The organism is Acinetobacter sp. YH12145 (assembly GCF_013418335.1).
In the GTDB taxonomy this organism is placed as follows: domain Bacteria; phylum Pseudomonadota; class Gammaproteobacteria; order Pseudomonadales; family Moraxellaceae; genus Acinetobacter; species Acinetobacter amyesii.
Map to the genome: position 1 here is coordinate 77,165 of NZ_VPCE01000015.1, position 15,672 is coordinate 92,836.

A 15,672-nucleotide genomic window follows, 5' to 3' on the forward strand; every position below is an offset into this window, starting at 1 on the left:
TTCGCATGATTAGCAAAATTTCTCAGGGTTTTATCACTATTTATGAAGTCTGAACGTGGCATAGGCATAATTGCACTGATTTTTTCGCTGTTGATCATCGGCGGATTTCTCGTGTTCAGCATTTATCTTATTCGTCTAGATAATATTGTACGTGACAAATTCGAAGGTCAACGTTGGGATATTCCAGCCAAGGTATTTGCTCGTCCCTTAGAAATTTATACCAATGCACCTGTAAGCCAAGCAGACCTCAACCAAGAACTGAAACTTTTGGGCTATAACGCTCAGGACAGCTATGCGAAAACGGGGAGTTACGTTACTTCTGGCAATGTGACCTATATCCATACGCGTGGTTTTGACTTTGGTGATAGTGTCGACCCTGAACAAGTCCTTAAAGTGACCTTTGGTGAAGATCAAATCACTGAAGTGAGTGCAACTAAGCCATCAAGTAGTGGTATTGCCCGCTTAGAGCCGATGTTAATTGGTGGTATTTATCCTCAGCACAATGAAGACCGTGTGCTGATCAAACTTGATAAAGTGCCAAAGCCTTTAATCCAAGCTTTAATTGCTACCGAAGACCGTAATTTCTATCAGCATCATGGTATTTCGATTCGTGGTACAGCACGTGCCATCGTAAGTAATGTTACAGGTGGTAAACGTCAAGGTGGTTCGACCCTCACTCAGCAATTAGTGAAAAATTTCTATTTATCGCCTGAAAAAACCATTAAGCGTAAGGCCAATGAAGCCTTAATGGCGATGCTGATTGAACTTCACTATGACAAAGATGAAATTCTTGAAGCTTATTTAAATGAAGTGAATTTAGGTCAAAACGGTAACTATTCCATCAATGGTTATGGTTTAGCATCACAATTCTATTTTGGTTTACCACTGCGTGAATTAAATATTGCTCAGCAGGCGTATTTAGTCGGTCTGGTTCAAGGCCCGACCCTATTTAATCCATGGAAAAACCCTGAAGGTGCGATTAAACGCCGTAATATTGTGTTGAACAATATGGTGGTGATGGGCTATTTAACTCAGGAACAATATGAAACTGAGTCAGCGCGTCCATTAAATGTCATTACAAAACCAACATTGGGCCCTTCTCGCTTCCCAGACTATATGGATATCGTGCGTCGTCAACTGCGTACTGAATACCAAGAAAGCGATTTGACCAATCAAGGTCTGCGTATTTTCACCGCGATGGACCCGATTGCTCAAACTCGTGTACAAACTGCATTTAAAGAATCTGTGGCACGTTTAAGTAATGCCAATCCAGCACGCTTGAAAGAATTACAAGGCGCGGTACTGGTGTCTCATCCTGAAAATGGTGAATTGGTTTCAGCAGTCGGTTCAACGCAGGATTTTACCGGCTTTAACCGTACGATGGATGCTAAACGTCAAGTTGGTTCATTGCTAAAACCTGTGATTTACCTCAGTGCGATAGAATCCAACCGCTATAACTGGGCGAGTCAAGTCGAAGACAGCCCTATCAGCATTCAAAGTGATGGCAAAGCTTGGACACCGAAAAACTATAGTGGTGGTGCACATGGTGTCGTACCAATGGTCGATGCCCTATCAAACTCTTATAACCTCTCTGCGGTACGCTTAGGTCAAGAGTTCGGTATGTCCACGTTTATTAACCATCTGAAAAAGTTTGGTGTGACTTCTAATATTCCAAACTACCCTTCGATTTACCTCGGCGCTATCGATATGTCACCGATGGAAGTGATGAGTGTCTATGGCAACTTTGCAACTGGTGGCTTCAAATATCCAGTGAAAGCCATTCGTTCAGTGGTCGATGCCAATGGTCGTTTATTAGATCGTTATAGCTTAACGGTACAACCGACAATTGCACCTGATGCTGCCTTTATCTTGAACTACGGTTTACAACAAGTGATGAGTTCTGGGACAGGCCGTTCTGCTTATGCATCATTACCAGCTTCACTCAAACTTGCAGGTAAATCAGGGACAACCAATGATACGCGTGACTCATGGTTTGCAGGTTATTCAGGTAATTATTTAAGTGTGGTTTGGTTAGGTTTAGACAACAACAAAGTTACAGGCTTAACTGGTTCGTCAGGAGCACTTCCTGTTTGGACCAATGTGATGAAGCAGTTACGTCAAAAACCAGTTAATTTACGTCAACCAGACAGCGTACAGTGGCATTGGTTAGACCGTTATTCAGGTAATTTATCTGCGCAGCATTGTACAGGTGCGATGTATATTCCTCTTTCGCGCAACTCCATTCCAAATCAAGCTACGGCATGTGGTTCGACACAATATGAAGTAGAACCTTACACAGTTGATACTGAAGAGACGCAGCCAACTCAGGAGCAAAATGATAGTTTAGGTGACTACATTCGTGAAAGTGATGTCGATAATGATCAGGGTTCATCTGATCAACCTCGCATCATCTCAAGTGGAGAGTATTCAAATTAAACTGCACAACATTAAAGTTTTAAAAACGTTCAGTATTCTGAGCGTTTTGACGATCATTTTGGCAGGTTGCCAAACCATGATCGAACCTGAGCAAAAGCCGCCTGCCGCACCTGAAAAAAAGGCAGACATCCATGACCCTTCTGGGGTCATTATTACACCATATGACCATCCAGAAATTAAACGTCAACGCATCGTTATTCCTGAGCAGAAAACCCAAATTCAAAAGTTTGATGATGGTCGCGACTTACCTGCATTCAAAAAATTGATGCAAACTACGCAAACCGCTTATGCCAAAGGAAAATGGAATGAAGCTGAAAGTGCGGCAACTCAAGCACAGCGTTTGGCACCACAATCTGCGGAAACTTTTTTATATTTGGCAATGATCGCCAATCGAAAAAATCAACCTGCGAATGCAGAATCGTTGGCACTGCGTGGATTAAGCTATGCTCAAACCAAGCCGATGAAACAACAGCTTTGGAATGTTGTTTTAAAAGCTGGTCAAATGCAAAAGAAAAGCAGCACCATTCAAAAAGCCCAACAAGCCATCAAAGCTCTTTAAGCCCCCATAAAAAAGCCTGATCTTAATTGAGATCAGGCTTTTTTATTTAAAACATACTAAAAGTAAGTTTATTTCTCATAGTTATTATTAAATAATGTTACGCAGTAACATCAGAAGCATAATTTGATCTAAATAAAAGTACGATACACGGTAACGTCATCTGCAAGCGTTTGAGACAAGACTACATCTATTTAAAAATGTTTGCGATACTTTGGATAAATTGACGCTAGTGAACGAGTTTTGTCAGTGAGGTGCATTGCACCGCAAGATGGTTTCCTTGTGAAGCACGCTTCTCATTTTGCCTAATGAGAAGCATCGTTTCGTAAGAGTACCTCCAGCCGAAGGCTAATCCCTTTACTCAATCTCTAGATTTAAGACTCCGTCGTATCGGTTTAAAAATCATTTTAAAAATGCGTAATTATTTTTACGGGCGTAACATCAGTAAATAGCTTACAAATAGTAAGTCTATTTCTAACCAACCTTCACTGAATTTTACATAACGACTTTCAAATACGACTTTAATTCAATATACACATTCTAGTTTCTAAAAACTGCGAATACCTGCCACCCCATAAGCATGATGCTGCTGTGCAATAGGTAGCAATTCAGGACGCATGCCACCTAAAGCAAAAACAGGGATTTCTATGCTTCGTGTAATCTCAGAAAAATGCGCCCATCCCATACCTTGCGCCTCTGGATGACTTTGTGTCGCCAGAACTGGGCTCATAAAAATAGCCTCACAGCCAATTTTTTGCGCATGCAGTGCAGAAACTTGATCATGACAAGCGGCGATATAGCGCTTCCCAAGCTGTAAATCACCTTTATTTTTTTTCAGCAATTGGTGCTGCTTAAGATGTAAAGCCGAAATATGTGCTTGCACCTCTGTAGAGAGTAATGACCATAGATCTTCATTAATTATCAATTGCTTTAAAATCACGGTAGGTAATTGATTTAATGCCTCTGCATTTTCTGCGCTGGCATCGACTCGCCAATAATACAACAGCGTCTCTTGAAGCGTTTCAAGTGTTGGTAGATCGGCTGTGATTTTGATCTGTTGCTGCCAATATAAACGTTGCAAAATAGCTTGATTGGCCTTTGGAAAATTCAAGCTCATGAGCTGTTGACGTGAATACCAGGCCCATGGCTTTTGGATTTCATTCAGCAATGCATGCGGGACAGTGGCATGAAATAAATGTAAATTCACAATAACATCATCATATTCATGCTGAATAAAATCAAAAGCATGCCAGTCGTGTAAACCAATGCCAACCTCTTCAAAAATTTCACGACGACACGCTTGTTCAGGACTTTCACCCTGCTCGACTTTACCACCCGGAAACTCATGTTTATTGCCCTGATGTTGTTTTGCTTCACGCCAACCCACCAGTACTTTGTCTTGATGCAATAAAATCGCAATGGCGACATCGATTTGCGGTTTCGACATAGTTCCCTGCTCTCTACTCTGTTCCAATTGATATCCAAGTGTAAGCAAATTTATCTTTTTTATAAAATCCTAAAATTACCGTTGACAGGCCTATTCGATAATGATTATCATTTAAACCATTCAAAAATACACCACGGAGTCGACGGAATGAACGCACCATTTAGCCTTTTTACTCGTAGCAATGAAGCACACCACTCACTGCCAATGCTACATTCAAACAACCTTTTTGCTTTAGGACGTGAAATTCGCATTATGCATGCAGGTGAAGAATATCGACTACGTTTAACACGAAATAATCGCCTTATTTTGACCAAATAATTTCTGATAAAAATAATAATTATCAGCGCAATAAAAATAATCGTGGACACAAGCAGTAAGCCATTCGCTTACTGCTTTTTAAGTTTTGTACTTAGTTAAATTAAGTTTTATAGCTATTCAAACTTAATTTAAATCGCAACACTCATCTTCCTCTCACAACACTCTTTCGCTAAATTCCTTAGAGCAAATCGTGTTTTTAACGGATTGGAAAAGTGAGTTGTACCTTTAAGCCACCCAGTTCAGATGCATCCACATTTAAATGGCCTTGATGTAACTGTACAATTTTTTGGGCAATTGAAATACCTAAACCTGAACCTTGCGTCTTCGTTCCCAATACTCGGTAAAATCGCTCGCCAATGCGTTGCAATTCTGCGACTGTCAGTCCCGCACCTTGATTTTCAATCGTCCAAACCGCCTGCTGTGCTGTTACCGTTAAATCAATCTTTACCTGTCCTTGCGTAGGACTATAGCGAATAGCGTTATCGACTAAATTGCGTAGACAGCTAAACATCAACTCTGCGTTCATCTCAAACTGTACAGACTGGGTCTGTAGCTTCAATTCGATCTGCTTTTCTTCAATAAAAGGCTGTAAAGCGTCAAGGACTTGTAAACTCAGCTGTTCTAAGTCGTCTTGTTTTTTATCTAATTGCTCCGATTGCGTCGGGTCGAGCCGTGCCAAAATTAGTAGATTTTCCAACACGCGTGTTCCTCGATTAACATCGTGCTGTATGCTCAATAAATCCTGCTGAATGTCGGGATATTTTCGTTTTAATACCTGAAGTCGCATTTGAATCGCAGACAGCGGTGAGCGTAATTCATGTGAGGCATCGGAGGTAAAGCGTTGTTCCGCCTCTAAGGCTTGATCTAATCGGTTTAATAAAAAATTCAGCTGTGTTTGGATCGGTTCTAGTTCCTGTAATACAGGTTCAGGTAAAACAATGGCTTGTAAGTCATCTACATTTTTTTCAGCGATTTGTTTTGAAAAAAGCTGTAAAACTTTCAATTGACGTTTAATCAAAATATGCAGTAATAGCCATTGGATCAACCAGACAATCAATAGAATCCCTGCATAGCCTAGTACGCTTTGCAGCGTTTCCCTCAACCGTGTTTTCATCGGTTGAACGATTTGTACGGTTAATCCATCGTCCTGAAGTGCATAGCTACGCCATAACGCGCCTTCTCTCCATTGATAATGCAGCCCATGTTTTAAATTGAGCTGATGTTCAAATGCTGTGTGTTGTTCCGACGTGGTTAAGACTTGCTGCCCTTGCATGAGTTGATATTGCATATCAAACTCTTCACTCAGCTCATCTATTTGTTCGTCTTGCTTCAGCGTGAGATCAGTAGCAGTGAGCATGTCAGCCACTTCGTCCATCAGGGCATCATGCACATTCATGATGTGATACAGCCCAAATCCCAACATCAGACACAGAGAGATTGCTCCCGCCCAAATTGCACTGAGCAGTGAAGTTTTAATCAGTTGCGACTGTAAAGAAATACTTTTTTTATCACTCATAGACTTAACTTTGTTGCGGAAGATTCATGCGATAACCCAAACCTCTTAAGGTTTTAATGTAATCACTGCCAATCTTCTTACGCAATTGGTAAATAAAAACTTCGATCGCATTACTTTCAACTTCATCCCCCCAAGCATAGAGCGATTCTTCGAGTTGGCTACGTGTCATAATATGCTCAGGATTCAACATCATCTTATGCAAAATTTGATATTCACGCGATGTCAGCGTAATCAATTCCGCATTTTTACGCAGCGTTTTGGCTTGTACATCTAAACTTAAATCCCCGAAAGTCAGAGAATTATCACGCTGTTGATGATGCAAGCGTAATTGGGTACGTACCCTTGCTGACAACTCTTCCAAGCTAAAGGGTTTCACCAAATAATCATGGGCTCCCAGATCTAAACCTTCAACACGATCTGCAATACTGTCCCGAGCAGTAATAAATAAAACTGGTGTAAGCGGATGCAACTGTACGATACGTTTTAAAATTTCATCACCAGTTACTTTTGGTAAGCCACGATCTAAAAGTATGCAGTCATATTGATGTTGTTCTAAAGCCAAAATAGCGTGATCGCCGCGATCAACCCAATCGACACTGTAGCCATCCATTTCAAGCCATGTTTTTATACTGTCGGCTTGGGATTCATCATCTTCTGCCAATAAAATTCGCATCTTACCTACCCTATTTCTATGGTTACGACTTCAGTTTATCGAACTTTTGCTCATATCTACTCAAATCATAAAAAAACCACAGCAAGCCGTGGTTTTTTATGGAGCAGCACTGAAATGAATAACAGGCTAAATTAAAATCTTACTTGATCGACATCAACTTCAACGCGTTTCGTCGGTTTGTAATCAATGTCGATTTCACCAATGAGCGTTACTGGTGTTTTAGCTGAAATCGCTTTGCCTTGCCAAAGTTGATCATCAATATCCACTGTAATGCTGCCTGTGCTATCGCGGAACTGATATTTTTCATCGCCCATCGATTTCACAACATAACCTTTCAATTGAACTTTACTATCATCTTTTAAGCCTAAGGCATGTTTCACTGATGTGGTTTTCATCGGTGCAACAGCTGTTTGATTAAATGCTGTATTCGCGACTGCAACCGATGCCACACCTGCAAATGCTAAACCACATACCAATTGAGTGAATGTTTTCATCTTCGATCTCTCTTACTTTGTCTATTTCGATAGCGCTATTTAAACAAAGCAAGATGAGTCGAATCTTAAGCTGCAAAGACGTTTTTATTTATTTGATCGAACCATTAGTTGAGCGGTACGACACGCAGAACTTCTTCTAAAGTCGTCACACCTGCAAGTACTTTACGCGCACCTGCAATTCGTAATGGCTCGACATGCTCTTTACGTGCCTGTGTACGTAGTTGGGTTAGATCTGCATTGGCACCAATCAATTGCTTGGTTTCAATACTGAGTGGCATAAATTCATAAATTCCCACACGGCCTTTATAACCCGTTTGACGGCATTCATCACAGCCCACCGCCTCGTAGACAAAATCAGGCATTTGTATCGCATATTCAAAGGTCAAATGTTTCCACTCTTGTTCATTGATAAAAGTCTCACGCTTACAATGTGGACAGAGTTGACGAACCAAACGTTGTGCCAAAACCCCTAAAATGGTCGCTGCCGTTAAAAAAGGCTGAATCCCCAGATCATGTAATCGCGTCAAACTCGATGGTGCATCATTGGTATGTAAAGTTGAAAGCACCAAATGACCTGTTAATGCAGCTTGGATTGCCATATTTGCCGTATCATGATCTCGGATCTCCCCGACCATGATAATGTCAGGGTCTTGACGCATTAACGCCCGTACACCATCGGCAAAGCCTAGATCAATCCCTGTATTCACCTGCATTTGGTTAAAACTTGGCTCTAACATCTCAATCGGGTCTTCAATGGTGCAGACATTCACTTCTTCGGTTGCCAATTGTTTGAGTGATGAATAAAGCGTGGTGGTTTTACCCGAACCCGTCGGACCAGTCACTAAAATAATACCGTGACTATGACTGGTTAAGGCCTTCCAATCATCTAACAGACGCCCTTCAAAACCGAGCTGTTGGAAACTACGTACCAAGACTTCAGGGTCAAAAATACGCATGACTAACTTTTCACCAAAGGCTGTTGGCAGCGTCGATAAACGTAGCTCTGTTTCTTGGCCTTTGGGTGTACGGGTTTTTAAACGTCCATCTTGCGGCTTACGCTTTTCCGCCACATTCATCCGTCCTAAGATCTTAATTCGCGAGACCACGGCTGTCAGGGTATTTGCAGGCATGTTGTAGATGGTATGCAATACCCCATCGATACGAAAACGCACCTTTCCTGTATCTTTACGCGGCTCGAGGTGAATATCACTTGCACCTTGTTCGAAGGCAAACTGTAAGACCCAATCCACAAGCTTCACAATATGCTGATCATTGGCATCTGGATTTTGTGTATCACCTAATTGTAATAGTGCTTCAACGCCTTTATTTTCACGGTCATAACTCGATGATTTTTGCGAATTACTGACTGCGCGACTCACTTGGTAATATTCAACCAAATAACGCTGTAGTTGATCTGGACTGAGCAATACACGCTGAATCTTCCGTGGTAAAACTGTTCTCTCTAAATTGGCAATCCATTCATTTTTATAAGGTTGATCCGTTGCAATCAGCACATGCTCATTTTGTAATTCCACCGCTAAAATGCGATTTCGTACTGCAAATTCTTGCGACATAATGGCTGTCAAAGCAGGCACGTCAGCTTTTAAAGGATCGATAATATAAAACGGTACACCAGACTTTTCTGCTAACCATTGACAGAGTCTATTGAGTGTTAAGGTAGACTGTGGATGACTCTGATCCACTAAATTAAAATTGGCAATCCATTGTAATGGATGCCATTTTAACTGCTCACGCTGACGGTGCGTGGTTTGAATCAGTATTTTGTCCCGTTCAGTAATACGTCCATCTTTTTGTAATTGGTCTAAACACCAAGAAGTGTCAATTTCAAAATTAAAAGTCATTGTTCTATGTTCCCCAAACATAGAACTACTATAGCAAAAAAATTCTAAAGGCACGCTTGTGTCATTTGTGTTTTGCACATAGGTTTTCTGAAAGCATACTATTTTTGTTATTAATGAAAACATTCATAAATTTAAGCTATAATAAAGTTGCCTATCAGGGCTTTATAATTACGATATAAGAAGATTTATGATGAAAATAAAAATATTAGCAATTTGTACCATGACTATTCTTAGCTTAACTGCCTGCGGCGGTGGCGGTGGAAACTCAACCTCTAATAATGACTCCAGCGAAAATCCAACGATACCAAATGCTGCTTTCCAACAGTGGTCAACTTTTGAACTCGACAGTGAAAGTGATGTGCTGTCATACGAAAGTGATACTGCAACTATCGATAATGGTAAACTATATACTTCAGAAAGTAGCGATTCATTTATGGTCACAGCGAATGGCTTGTATGATGAAGGATCTCTACACAGTTCGTATGGCTATCTGAATGGCAATATATCCATTGCAAATAATGTGTGGACGCTAAGTCCTCATTCCTCTATTAATTCATCAGGTCTAAAAATTACGACAACAATGAAGTCCTTCAATCTTGAAGGTGAAATCCTAGCATCTCAAGTTGATGCCTATAATTATTGGATCATAAAAAATAATATTACTGATTCAAGCAACTATATTTCTAACGATGCTCTCAAATACTTAACAGCTATTTCAAATATTAAGTTTCCCGCTGGTTCTCGCTGTTTACAATTAAATAAAGTATCAAATAGTGAACAGTATTTAGATTTAACAGATTCCTCAGATAGTGATAGTCAAAGTTTTTTAGCTGACTGGTGGGCTGATCTTAGTACAGATATTACTGCGAAAAAATACATCATGAAAGATACTGTAGCCTATACCGTAGCTGATGATGAGAGTGAATATGGCGTAGCTCAATATAAAAATCGTTTTTATGACGCTTACCTATCTCCTAAAGGAGTGGAATACAATATGCAGGATTTAATTAAGGTTATTGATAATTGGATAAATACTTCAACTAATCCTACTCAAAAAACTCAATTTTTAGAGTTTAAACAATTAGCTGAGAACTCTTGCAGCATGTATAACGATGTTGCTCTTAACGCGATCAAACAAAGTTTTGCGGCAAATAAATAATTTACACATTTAATAAAAAAGGAGCTAAAAGCTCCTTTTTTATTGAGATATATCAATAATCAGAATTTGTAGATCACAGACCTGAAATTTTACATTCAGTCCACCAAATAACATGCCATACACACGTTCATCATCATGCTGATAAGCAGGACGTGGATCTAAACTCAATACTTGTTCCAGTTCTGCTGTTAATTGTTCGGTTAAATTGCCATTATTCAAAAATACCTGTTTTTGTTGCTCAGCGTGCTCTGACCAAATCACAGATTTTCTTTCTGGCTCATCCTGCGCATAACCGCTTTGCGCATCCATAACTGCATCTGAATATTGAATATAGGGTTTGATATCTAAAATTGGTGTTCCATCCAACAAATCACTACCGACCACATAGACACGTACCGATTTACCGACTTTTTTCACCCCTTTGAGCTGCACAACCGACAAGCCCATAGGTGACGGTCGATACATACTTCGTGTCGCAAATACCCCGATTTTTTGATTACCACCTAAACGCGGAGGACGAACTTGCGGACGAAATTTTGTCGAATCTACATTTTTATTTTCATGAAACTGCCAAATCAACCAAAGATGACTAAAATCTTCAATCCCTTCAAAAGCCATTAAATCGTTATAAGGTTCTACCATTTCAATATAAGATTCGACTTGCACCAAATTTGGCTGACGTGGAATACCAAACTTTTCTCGGTAGGGAGATTTCATATACCCGATAATTGGCATTTTAAGCTCAGACATAATCACTTTTTCTGATAAGTTCAATTAAATATATTCAGTTTATCGAGAATGATTTTAGATTAGAATAGTAAGCTGTTCTAATTTGATAATTTTATTGAGACCTTTAATGGCTGCTTTTAACGTCGAAAAGATTACTCACGTCCACCATTGGAATGACACTTTATTCTCTTTTAAAACCACTCGCGATACTGCGTTACGTTTTAAAAACGGTCAATTTGTGATGATCGGCCTTGAAGTAAATGGTAAGCCTTTAATGCGCGCTTATTCTATTGCAAGCGCAAACTATGAAGAAGAATTAGAGTTTTTCTCTATTAAAGTTCCAGATGGTCCTTTAACGTCTATTTTACAAAAAGTAAAAGTTGGCGATGAAATTTTAGTGTCTAAAAAACCTACAGGTACTTTAGTTCTAGATGACTTAAACCCTGGTAAAAACTTATACCTACTTTCTTCAGGTACAGGTCTTGCACCGTTCCTTTCTGTAATTCGTGACCCTGAAACTTACGAACGTTTTGAAAAAATCATCGTTGTACATGGTACACGTTTCATTTCGGAATTGGCTTATCAAGATTTAATCTTAGATGAAATTCCTAACCACGAATTCTTTGGTGAATTAGGCGCGAAAGAAAAATTGGTTTACTACCCTACGGTAACTCGTGAAGAATTCCATACTCAGGGCCGTGTAACTACTGCCATTGAATCTGGTCAACTTTTCGAAAAAATTGGTCTTCCTCGTTTCAACCCTGAAACTGACCGCGCAATGCTTTGCGGTTCACCTGCATTCCTAGACGACGTTGCTGCACTACTTGACCAGCACGGCCTGAAAGAATCTCCTAAGATGGGAGTTCTAGGCGACTACGTGATCGAGCGTGCATTCGTTGAAAAATAATTAGTTTGAATCAGATAAAACGAGGCTTTTGCCTCGTTTTTTATTACTGCTAATTCATCCCACTTGGTATTTTAAATTTGGCATATAGAATCGCTTTCTAAGGGTTTCTCTTCAGGTTCATTTTGTATCTGTTCATATATAGGTCCAAGTTTTTTATCAGTTCTACGTCCTTTCCAACTACGATTAGACTCATATACAGTTCTCTGTCTAAAATAACTAAACGGCTCTACATTTGCCACAAACCCATATTTAGAGTCATGTATATAATTTGAATAAAAATCTACAGCTTCTTGAGAGACGTCTTTTTCCCAACTTTCCAACTCCCACTCATCAATATGCACAAGCATTTCATACAGTTTAAATGCAGGATAAAAAATTCTAAAAAGGTGTTTTACACCCGTAATATTTGACTGATTAAATGTAGTATAGTTCTTTGTCCACTTAATACGTTCAACTTCAGTTGCCATATCAGCAGGTCCGGTTGGAAACTCAAAACCATCCTCCTCCCTAGAAATTTGGCTAACTGAACGCGAAGCATTTGCTTGCTCAATATCACCATTAATTAAATGTTTTTGTCTTCTTCGATGTAACGTTCCATAAGAACCATAATATAACTTCATATAATTTTGAATATCATGTTCTGTAACACCAGTAGAAGCTCCTACTTCTTTTTTAACTGAATTAAATAATTGTTGTGTTTTTTCTTCTATTTTAAAGTCTTCTCGAAAAATATTATTTTGTTCTTTTTCTAAATTTATATAATCAAAAAGTTTTACATTAGCAGCTACCGCAGCATCCATCATATGTTTTAAAGGTATTCTTGCGAAATTATTATCTACATTTTGTGAATTTGGCTGATAACCTCCTCCAACATCTGAGTGCATACCAGGATAAACTATTTCTTTCCACGTTTTTGGATTGGCTAATTTGCCATCTTTACGTATTAAATCAACAGGAAAAGAAAATCTTAATTCATTACCAGCAACCAAATGCAAGCAATTTTTAACCCTAGGATCAACTACCATATCCCGCCCTCTAAAGCTCAACTTATTCGGCATATTCGTAGCTGGTAAACCAAATGAAGCTACAGTATCAAACAATCCAAGAAATTGGATCGCCATAGGGATTTTTTCAGCTTGTCCTGCCAGACTATAATTTAAACTTAAATCTTTACTTTCATTATTCCAAATCATTTCATTAGAGAAAACACGTGCTAATGCAGCTCCGCGTGAGAAACCAAATATTGATAGATTGATTTTTTTAATTAATCGATGTTGGTGTAAATTAGCTTCGATTTTTGCTTCTGCTTCACTTTTACGTTCCTCAAGTTGAGATTTAAGGCTTGCTTCTGCTTGTTCAATTTTCTGCTTCAATACCCTAGTTAATGTTTCACTAATCTGGTCTTTACCATAATCTAAGCGCCTTGATCCACCAACACCTGTAGCGCCACCTGTAGGAAATGTGTCTTGTGAATTTGCTATTTGCTTATCAACCCAATTATTAGTATCACCATTAAATGGTGTACCTACACCCGATATATAAATTGGATGACTCAGTTTTGAAAGTGCTTTCATACTTTGCATTTCAAAAGTGCTATAGAATAGTGCGCTACGCCATAATTTGGCAGGATTAGCTAGCTTAGCGATTTTTTCATCATTCTCTAAATTATTTCCAGTTCCATCAAAAAAAATCGAAATATTAACTACATCAGAACAATCCTGTTTAGCATTAGGACCCTGATTAGAAACATCTTGATTACTATTCTTTATTTTCTGTAATTCATTAAACATGGGCATACCTTATTTTTTTTCTTTTGCATTCAATTCATCAATTATTTTGGCTCTCCACACTAACCCTTTTTTAGTTGCATCAGGTAAGTCATTTGAAACTGTAATTTCCACACTATCATCTGGATATAAATGTACTGCTAAGTATTTTTTACCTTTTAAATTTTCATGAGTTAATGTTGGGACATTAATTGCTATATGCTTTTTAGAACTATTACCTTCGCCCCATTTTACGTATTGTGGTCCTGTTATTATTGCAGACCTTTTTGTTCCAGTACCTAAACCTCCACCTAACTCCTCTCCATTTAATTCAACGATATAGGGGATATAATTAGCATCATAACCATAAGATGTTGTAGTCAAAACATATGTTTTTGTGGATCCTGTACTACACCCAACTAGACCCATCATTATAGTAATCGGCAGCATTACAATTTTTTTAAAAACATTCATTAACTTACCCTTAATTTTAAATATACAATTTTTAAATTAGTAATTTATTACTATTCATAGTATTTAAATCACTATAAATGCACTAGCTCAGTTGCATCAAATCTTCAGCTTCTTCCATTGCCTGATCCATATTGATGATTTTATTTTTTACTTTTAAAAGAACACTTTGCAAAGACATATCACTTTCAAACTTATCTTTATAAATCAATGTCAAACATATAAAATTTAAAATATCTCTAGTGCCATTTAGCGAATATTCTCTAGCCTTTTTAAGCATTTCAATAACATATAAATACAAGTCCCAATTATTGAATGACTTTATCAAAAAAGGATTATTTAATTTTAAATAATAAATTAGATGATCAGGAAAAGTAGCTTCGACCATTAGTTCTTCTTGTTCAATTGTAAATTCAAAGGGCTGGCGCCAGTCATAAAATATTTGTAATTCACAATTATTATCACCAATAATTGTATGTAGTTGACCTATACGATCCCAATACCACCAACTATAAATTGGCTTTAAAAGAATCTTCTTTTGTTCTTCCAATAATACTTGTTGTTGTACATATAAAGTTTTATCAGTTTTTTGCCCTACTAATGTACCAAGTATCGCAGGATCCCAAAATGCCAAATACATTTCAAGTCCCCCCTCAAACTTAACATCTATAAATTGTCTTAAGTGCGCATATAAGTCATCGAAAGTTAGCCTTGTGACAATTAAAGTCATTCGTGATGTACCAACAATCCGATGATTAATATATTCCCACTCAGAACTATTTATATTATGACTCAATTGAATTAAATGTGGTGATAACTCCGATGCTTTATCACCGGCTGCCTCAACCAATATATTACGTGATTGCAAAATGTCCTTACGTTTTAAAAAGCTACTATCTTGTGCAGCATCAATCACCCCATATATAAAATAGTTTTCTCTAGGGAATTGCTCAAAGAAACGACTTAAATCATTTTTTATTATTTTCGACATCTATTGACCATCCCCTTTATTCACAAATGCACCTCGTTGACTTGCTCTTCTTGCCAAGCATTCCCAACATATACTTTGAGGAAAAAAAGGAAGACTTATATTGACTTTCGAGCCATTTAAAAATAAATGTTGCCCCGCCTTCACCTCAAACTTACCGCTAGTAGTAGGCAATACACCCGCACTACTAATTTCAATCTGACTACCACCAGCAGTTAGCACGATTTTTTTGCTCGCTTTGATTTCAACTTTATCTTCCGTGGAAATAATTTGAATACCTTTTCGGGCAATCAAATCTGCCCCATCTCCTTGGGCTTGGATTTCAACTTTGCCTTTGCCTGCATAAGCTC

Annotated in this window: 15 protein-coding genes; 5 read left to right on the plus strand and 10 right to left on the minus strand. The window is 38.5% G+C overall.

The window, feature by feature from the left end; all coding sequences use genetic code 11:
- Window positions 1–42 precede the first annotated feature (42 nt).
- Both mrcB and FTU80_RS14325 read left to right on the plus strand, forming a co-directional pair.
- The gene (gene mrcB / locus FTU80_RS14320) at window positions 43–2,436 is read left to right on the plus strand and encodes a penicillin-binding protein 1B (protein ID WP_180085759.1); all 2,394 of its coding nucleotides are present in this window, start codon (window positions 43–45) and stop codon (window positions 2,434–2,436) included.
- 76 nt (window positions 2,437–2,512) lie between these two features.
- The gene (locus FTU80_RS14325) at window positions 2,513–2,995 is read left to right on the plus strand and encodes a tetratricopeptide repeat protein (protein WP_180085777.1); all 483 of its coding nucleotides are present in this window, start codon (window positions 2,513–2,515) and stop codon (window positions 2,993–2,995) included.
- Window positions 2,996–3,539: 544 nt separating this feature from the next.
- Here FTU80_RS14325 and FTU80_RS14330 read toward each other — a convergent pair.
- Complete coding sequence (locus FTU80_RS14330) at window positions 3,540–4,439, minus strand: NUDIX domain-containing protein (RefSeq protein WP_180085761.1); 900 nt, start codon at window positions 4,437–4,439, stop codon at window positions 3,540–3,542.
- Between the two features lie 147 nt (window positions 4,440–4,586).
- Here FTU80_RS14330 and hemP point away from each other — a divergent pair, with 147 nt between their 5' ends.
- Window positions 4,587–4,757: a hemin uptake protein HemP gene (gene hemP / locus FTU80_RS14335; RefSeq protein WP_078189103.1), complete on the plus strand. Its 171-nt coding sequence runs from the start codon at window positions 4,587–4,589 to the stop codon at window positions 4,755–4,757.
- A gap of 196 nt (window positions 4,758–4,953) precedes the next feature.
- On the opposite strand, the gene FTU80_RS14340 is transcribed toward hemP, so the two are convergent.
- The 4 genes from FTU80_RS14340 to FTU80_RS14355 form a co-directional block, all read right to left on the minus strand.
- Window positions 4,954–6,273, minus strand: coding sequence for a HAMP domain-containing sensor histidine kinase (locus FTU80_RS14340; protein WP_180085763.1), 1,320 nt, complete (start codon window positions 6,271–6,273; stop codon window positions 4,954–4,956).
- A 4-nt stretch (window positions 6,274–6,277) separates the two neighbouring features.
- Entirely contained in the window at window positions 6,278–6,946 is a 669-nt protein-coding gene (locus tag FTU80_RS14345) for a response regulator transcription factor (RefSeq protein ID WP_180077531.1), read from the minus strand.
- A gap of 131 nt (window positions 6,947–7,077) precedes the next feature.
- Window positions 7,078–7,440, minus strand: coding sequence for a NirD/YgiW/YdeI family stress tolerance protein (locus tag FTU80_RS14350; protein ID WP_180085765.1), 363 nt, complete (start codon window positions 7,438–7,440; stop codon window positions 7,078–7,080).
- A gap of 104 nt (window positions 7,441–7,544) precedes the next feature.
- Window positions 7,545–9,302 carry a GspE/PulE family protein gene (locus FTU80_RS14355; protein ID WP_180027311.1) on the minus strand — a complete coding sequence of 586 codons (1,758 nt, stop codon included), beginning with the start codon at window positions 9,300–9,302 and terminating at the stop codon, window positions 7,545–7,547.
- Window positions 9,303–9,489: 187 nt separating this feature from the next.
- Between FTU80_RS14355 and FTU80_RS14360 the strand changes: the two genes are divergently transcribed.
- The gene (locus tag FTU80_RS14360) at window positions 9,490–10,461 is read left to right on the plus strand and encodes a hypothetical protein (RefSeq protein ID WP_180085767.1); all 972 of its coding nucleotides are present in this window, start codon (window positions 9,490–9,492) and stop codon (window positions 10,459–10,461) included.
- Between the two features lie 39 nt (window positions 10,462–10,500).
- On the opposite strand, the gene tsaA is transcribed toward FTU80_RS14360, so the two are convergent.
- Window positions 10,501–11,211, minus strand: coding sequence for a tRNA (N6-threonylcarbamoyladenosine(37)-N6)-methyltransferase TrmO (gene tsaA / locus FTU80_RS14365; RefSeq protein ID WP_180085769.1), 711 nt, complete (start codon window positions 11,209–11,211; stop codon window positions 10,501–10,503).
- 106 nt (window positions 11,212–11,317) lie between these two features.
- Between tsaA and FTU80_RS14370 the strand changes: the two genes are divergently transcribed.
- Window positions 11,318–12,097, plus strand: coding sequence for a ferredoxin--NADP reductase (locus FTU80_RS14370; protein ID WP_078189109.1), 780 nt, complete (start codon window positions 11,318–11,320; stop codon window positions 12,095–12,097).
- A 71-nt stretch (window positions 12,098–12,168) separates the two neighbouring features.
- On the opposite strand, the gene FTU80_RS14375 is transcribed toward FTU80_RS14370, so the two are convergent.
- The 4 genes from FTU80_RS14375 to FTU80_RS14390 all read right to left on the minus strand — a co-directional run.
- On the minus strand, window positions 12,169–13,887 hold the full coding sequence (locus FTU80_RS14375; RefSeq protein ID WP_180077526.1) for a DUF2235 domain-containing protein: 1,719 nt from the start codon (window positions 13,885–13,887) through the stop codon (window positions 12,169–12,171).
- 9 nt (window positions 13,888–13,896) lie between these two features.
- A complete protein-coding gene (locus FTU80_RS14380; protein ID WP_180077524.1) occupies window positions 13,897–14,337 on the minus strand; it encodes a hypothetical protein in 441 nt (146 codons plus the stop codon).
- 82 nt (window positions 14,338–14,419) lie between these two features.
- Window positions 14,420–15,325: a DUF4123 domain-containing protein gene (locus FTU80_RS14385; protein ID WP_180085771.1), complete on the minus strand. Its 906-nt coding sequence runs from the start codon at window positions 15,323–15,325 to the stop codon at window positions 14,420–14,422.
- Window positions 15,326–15,672, minus strand: a 347-nt coding sequence (locus tag FTU80_RS14390; RefSeq protein WP_180085773.1) for a DUF2345 domain-containing protein, incomplete at its 5' end; no start/stop codon positions are given.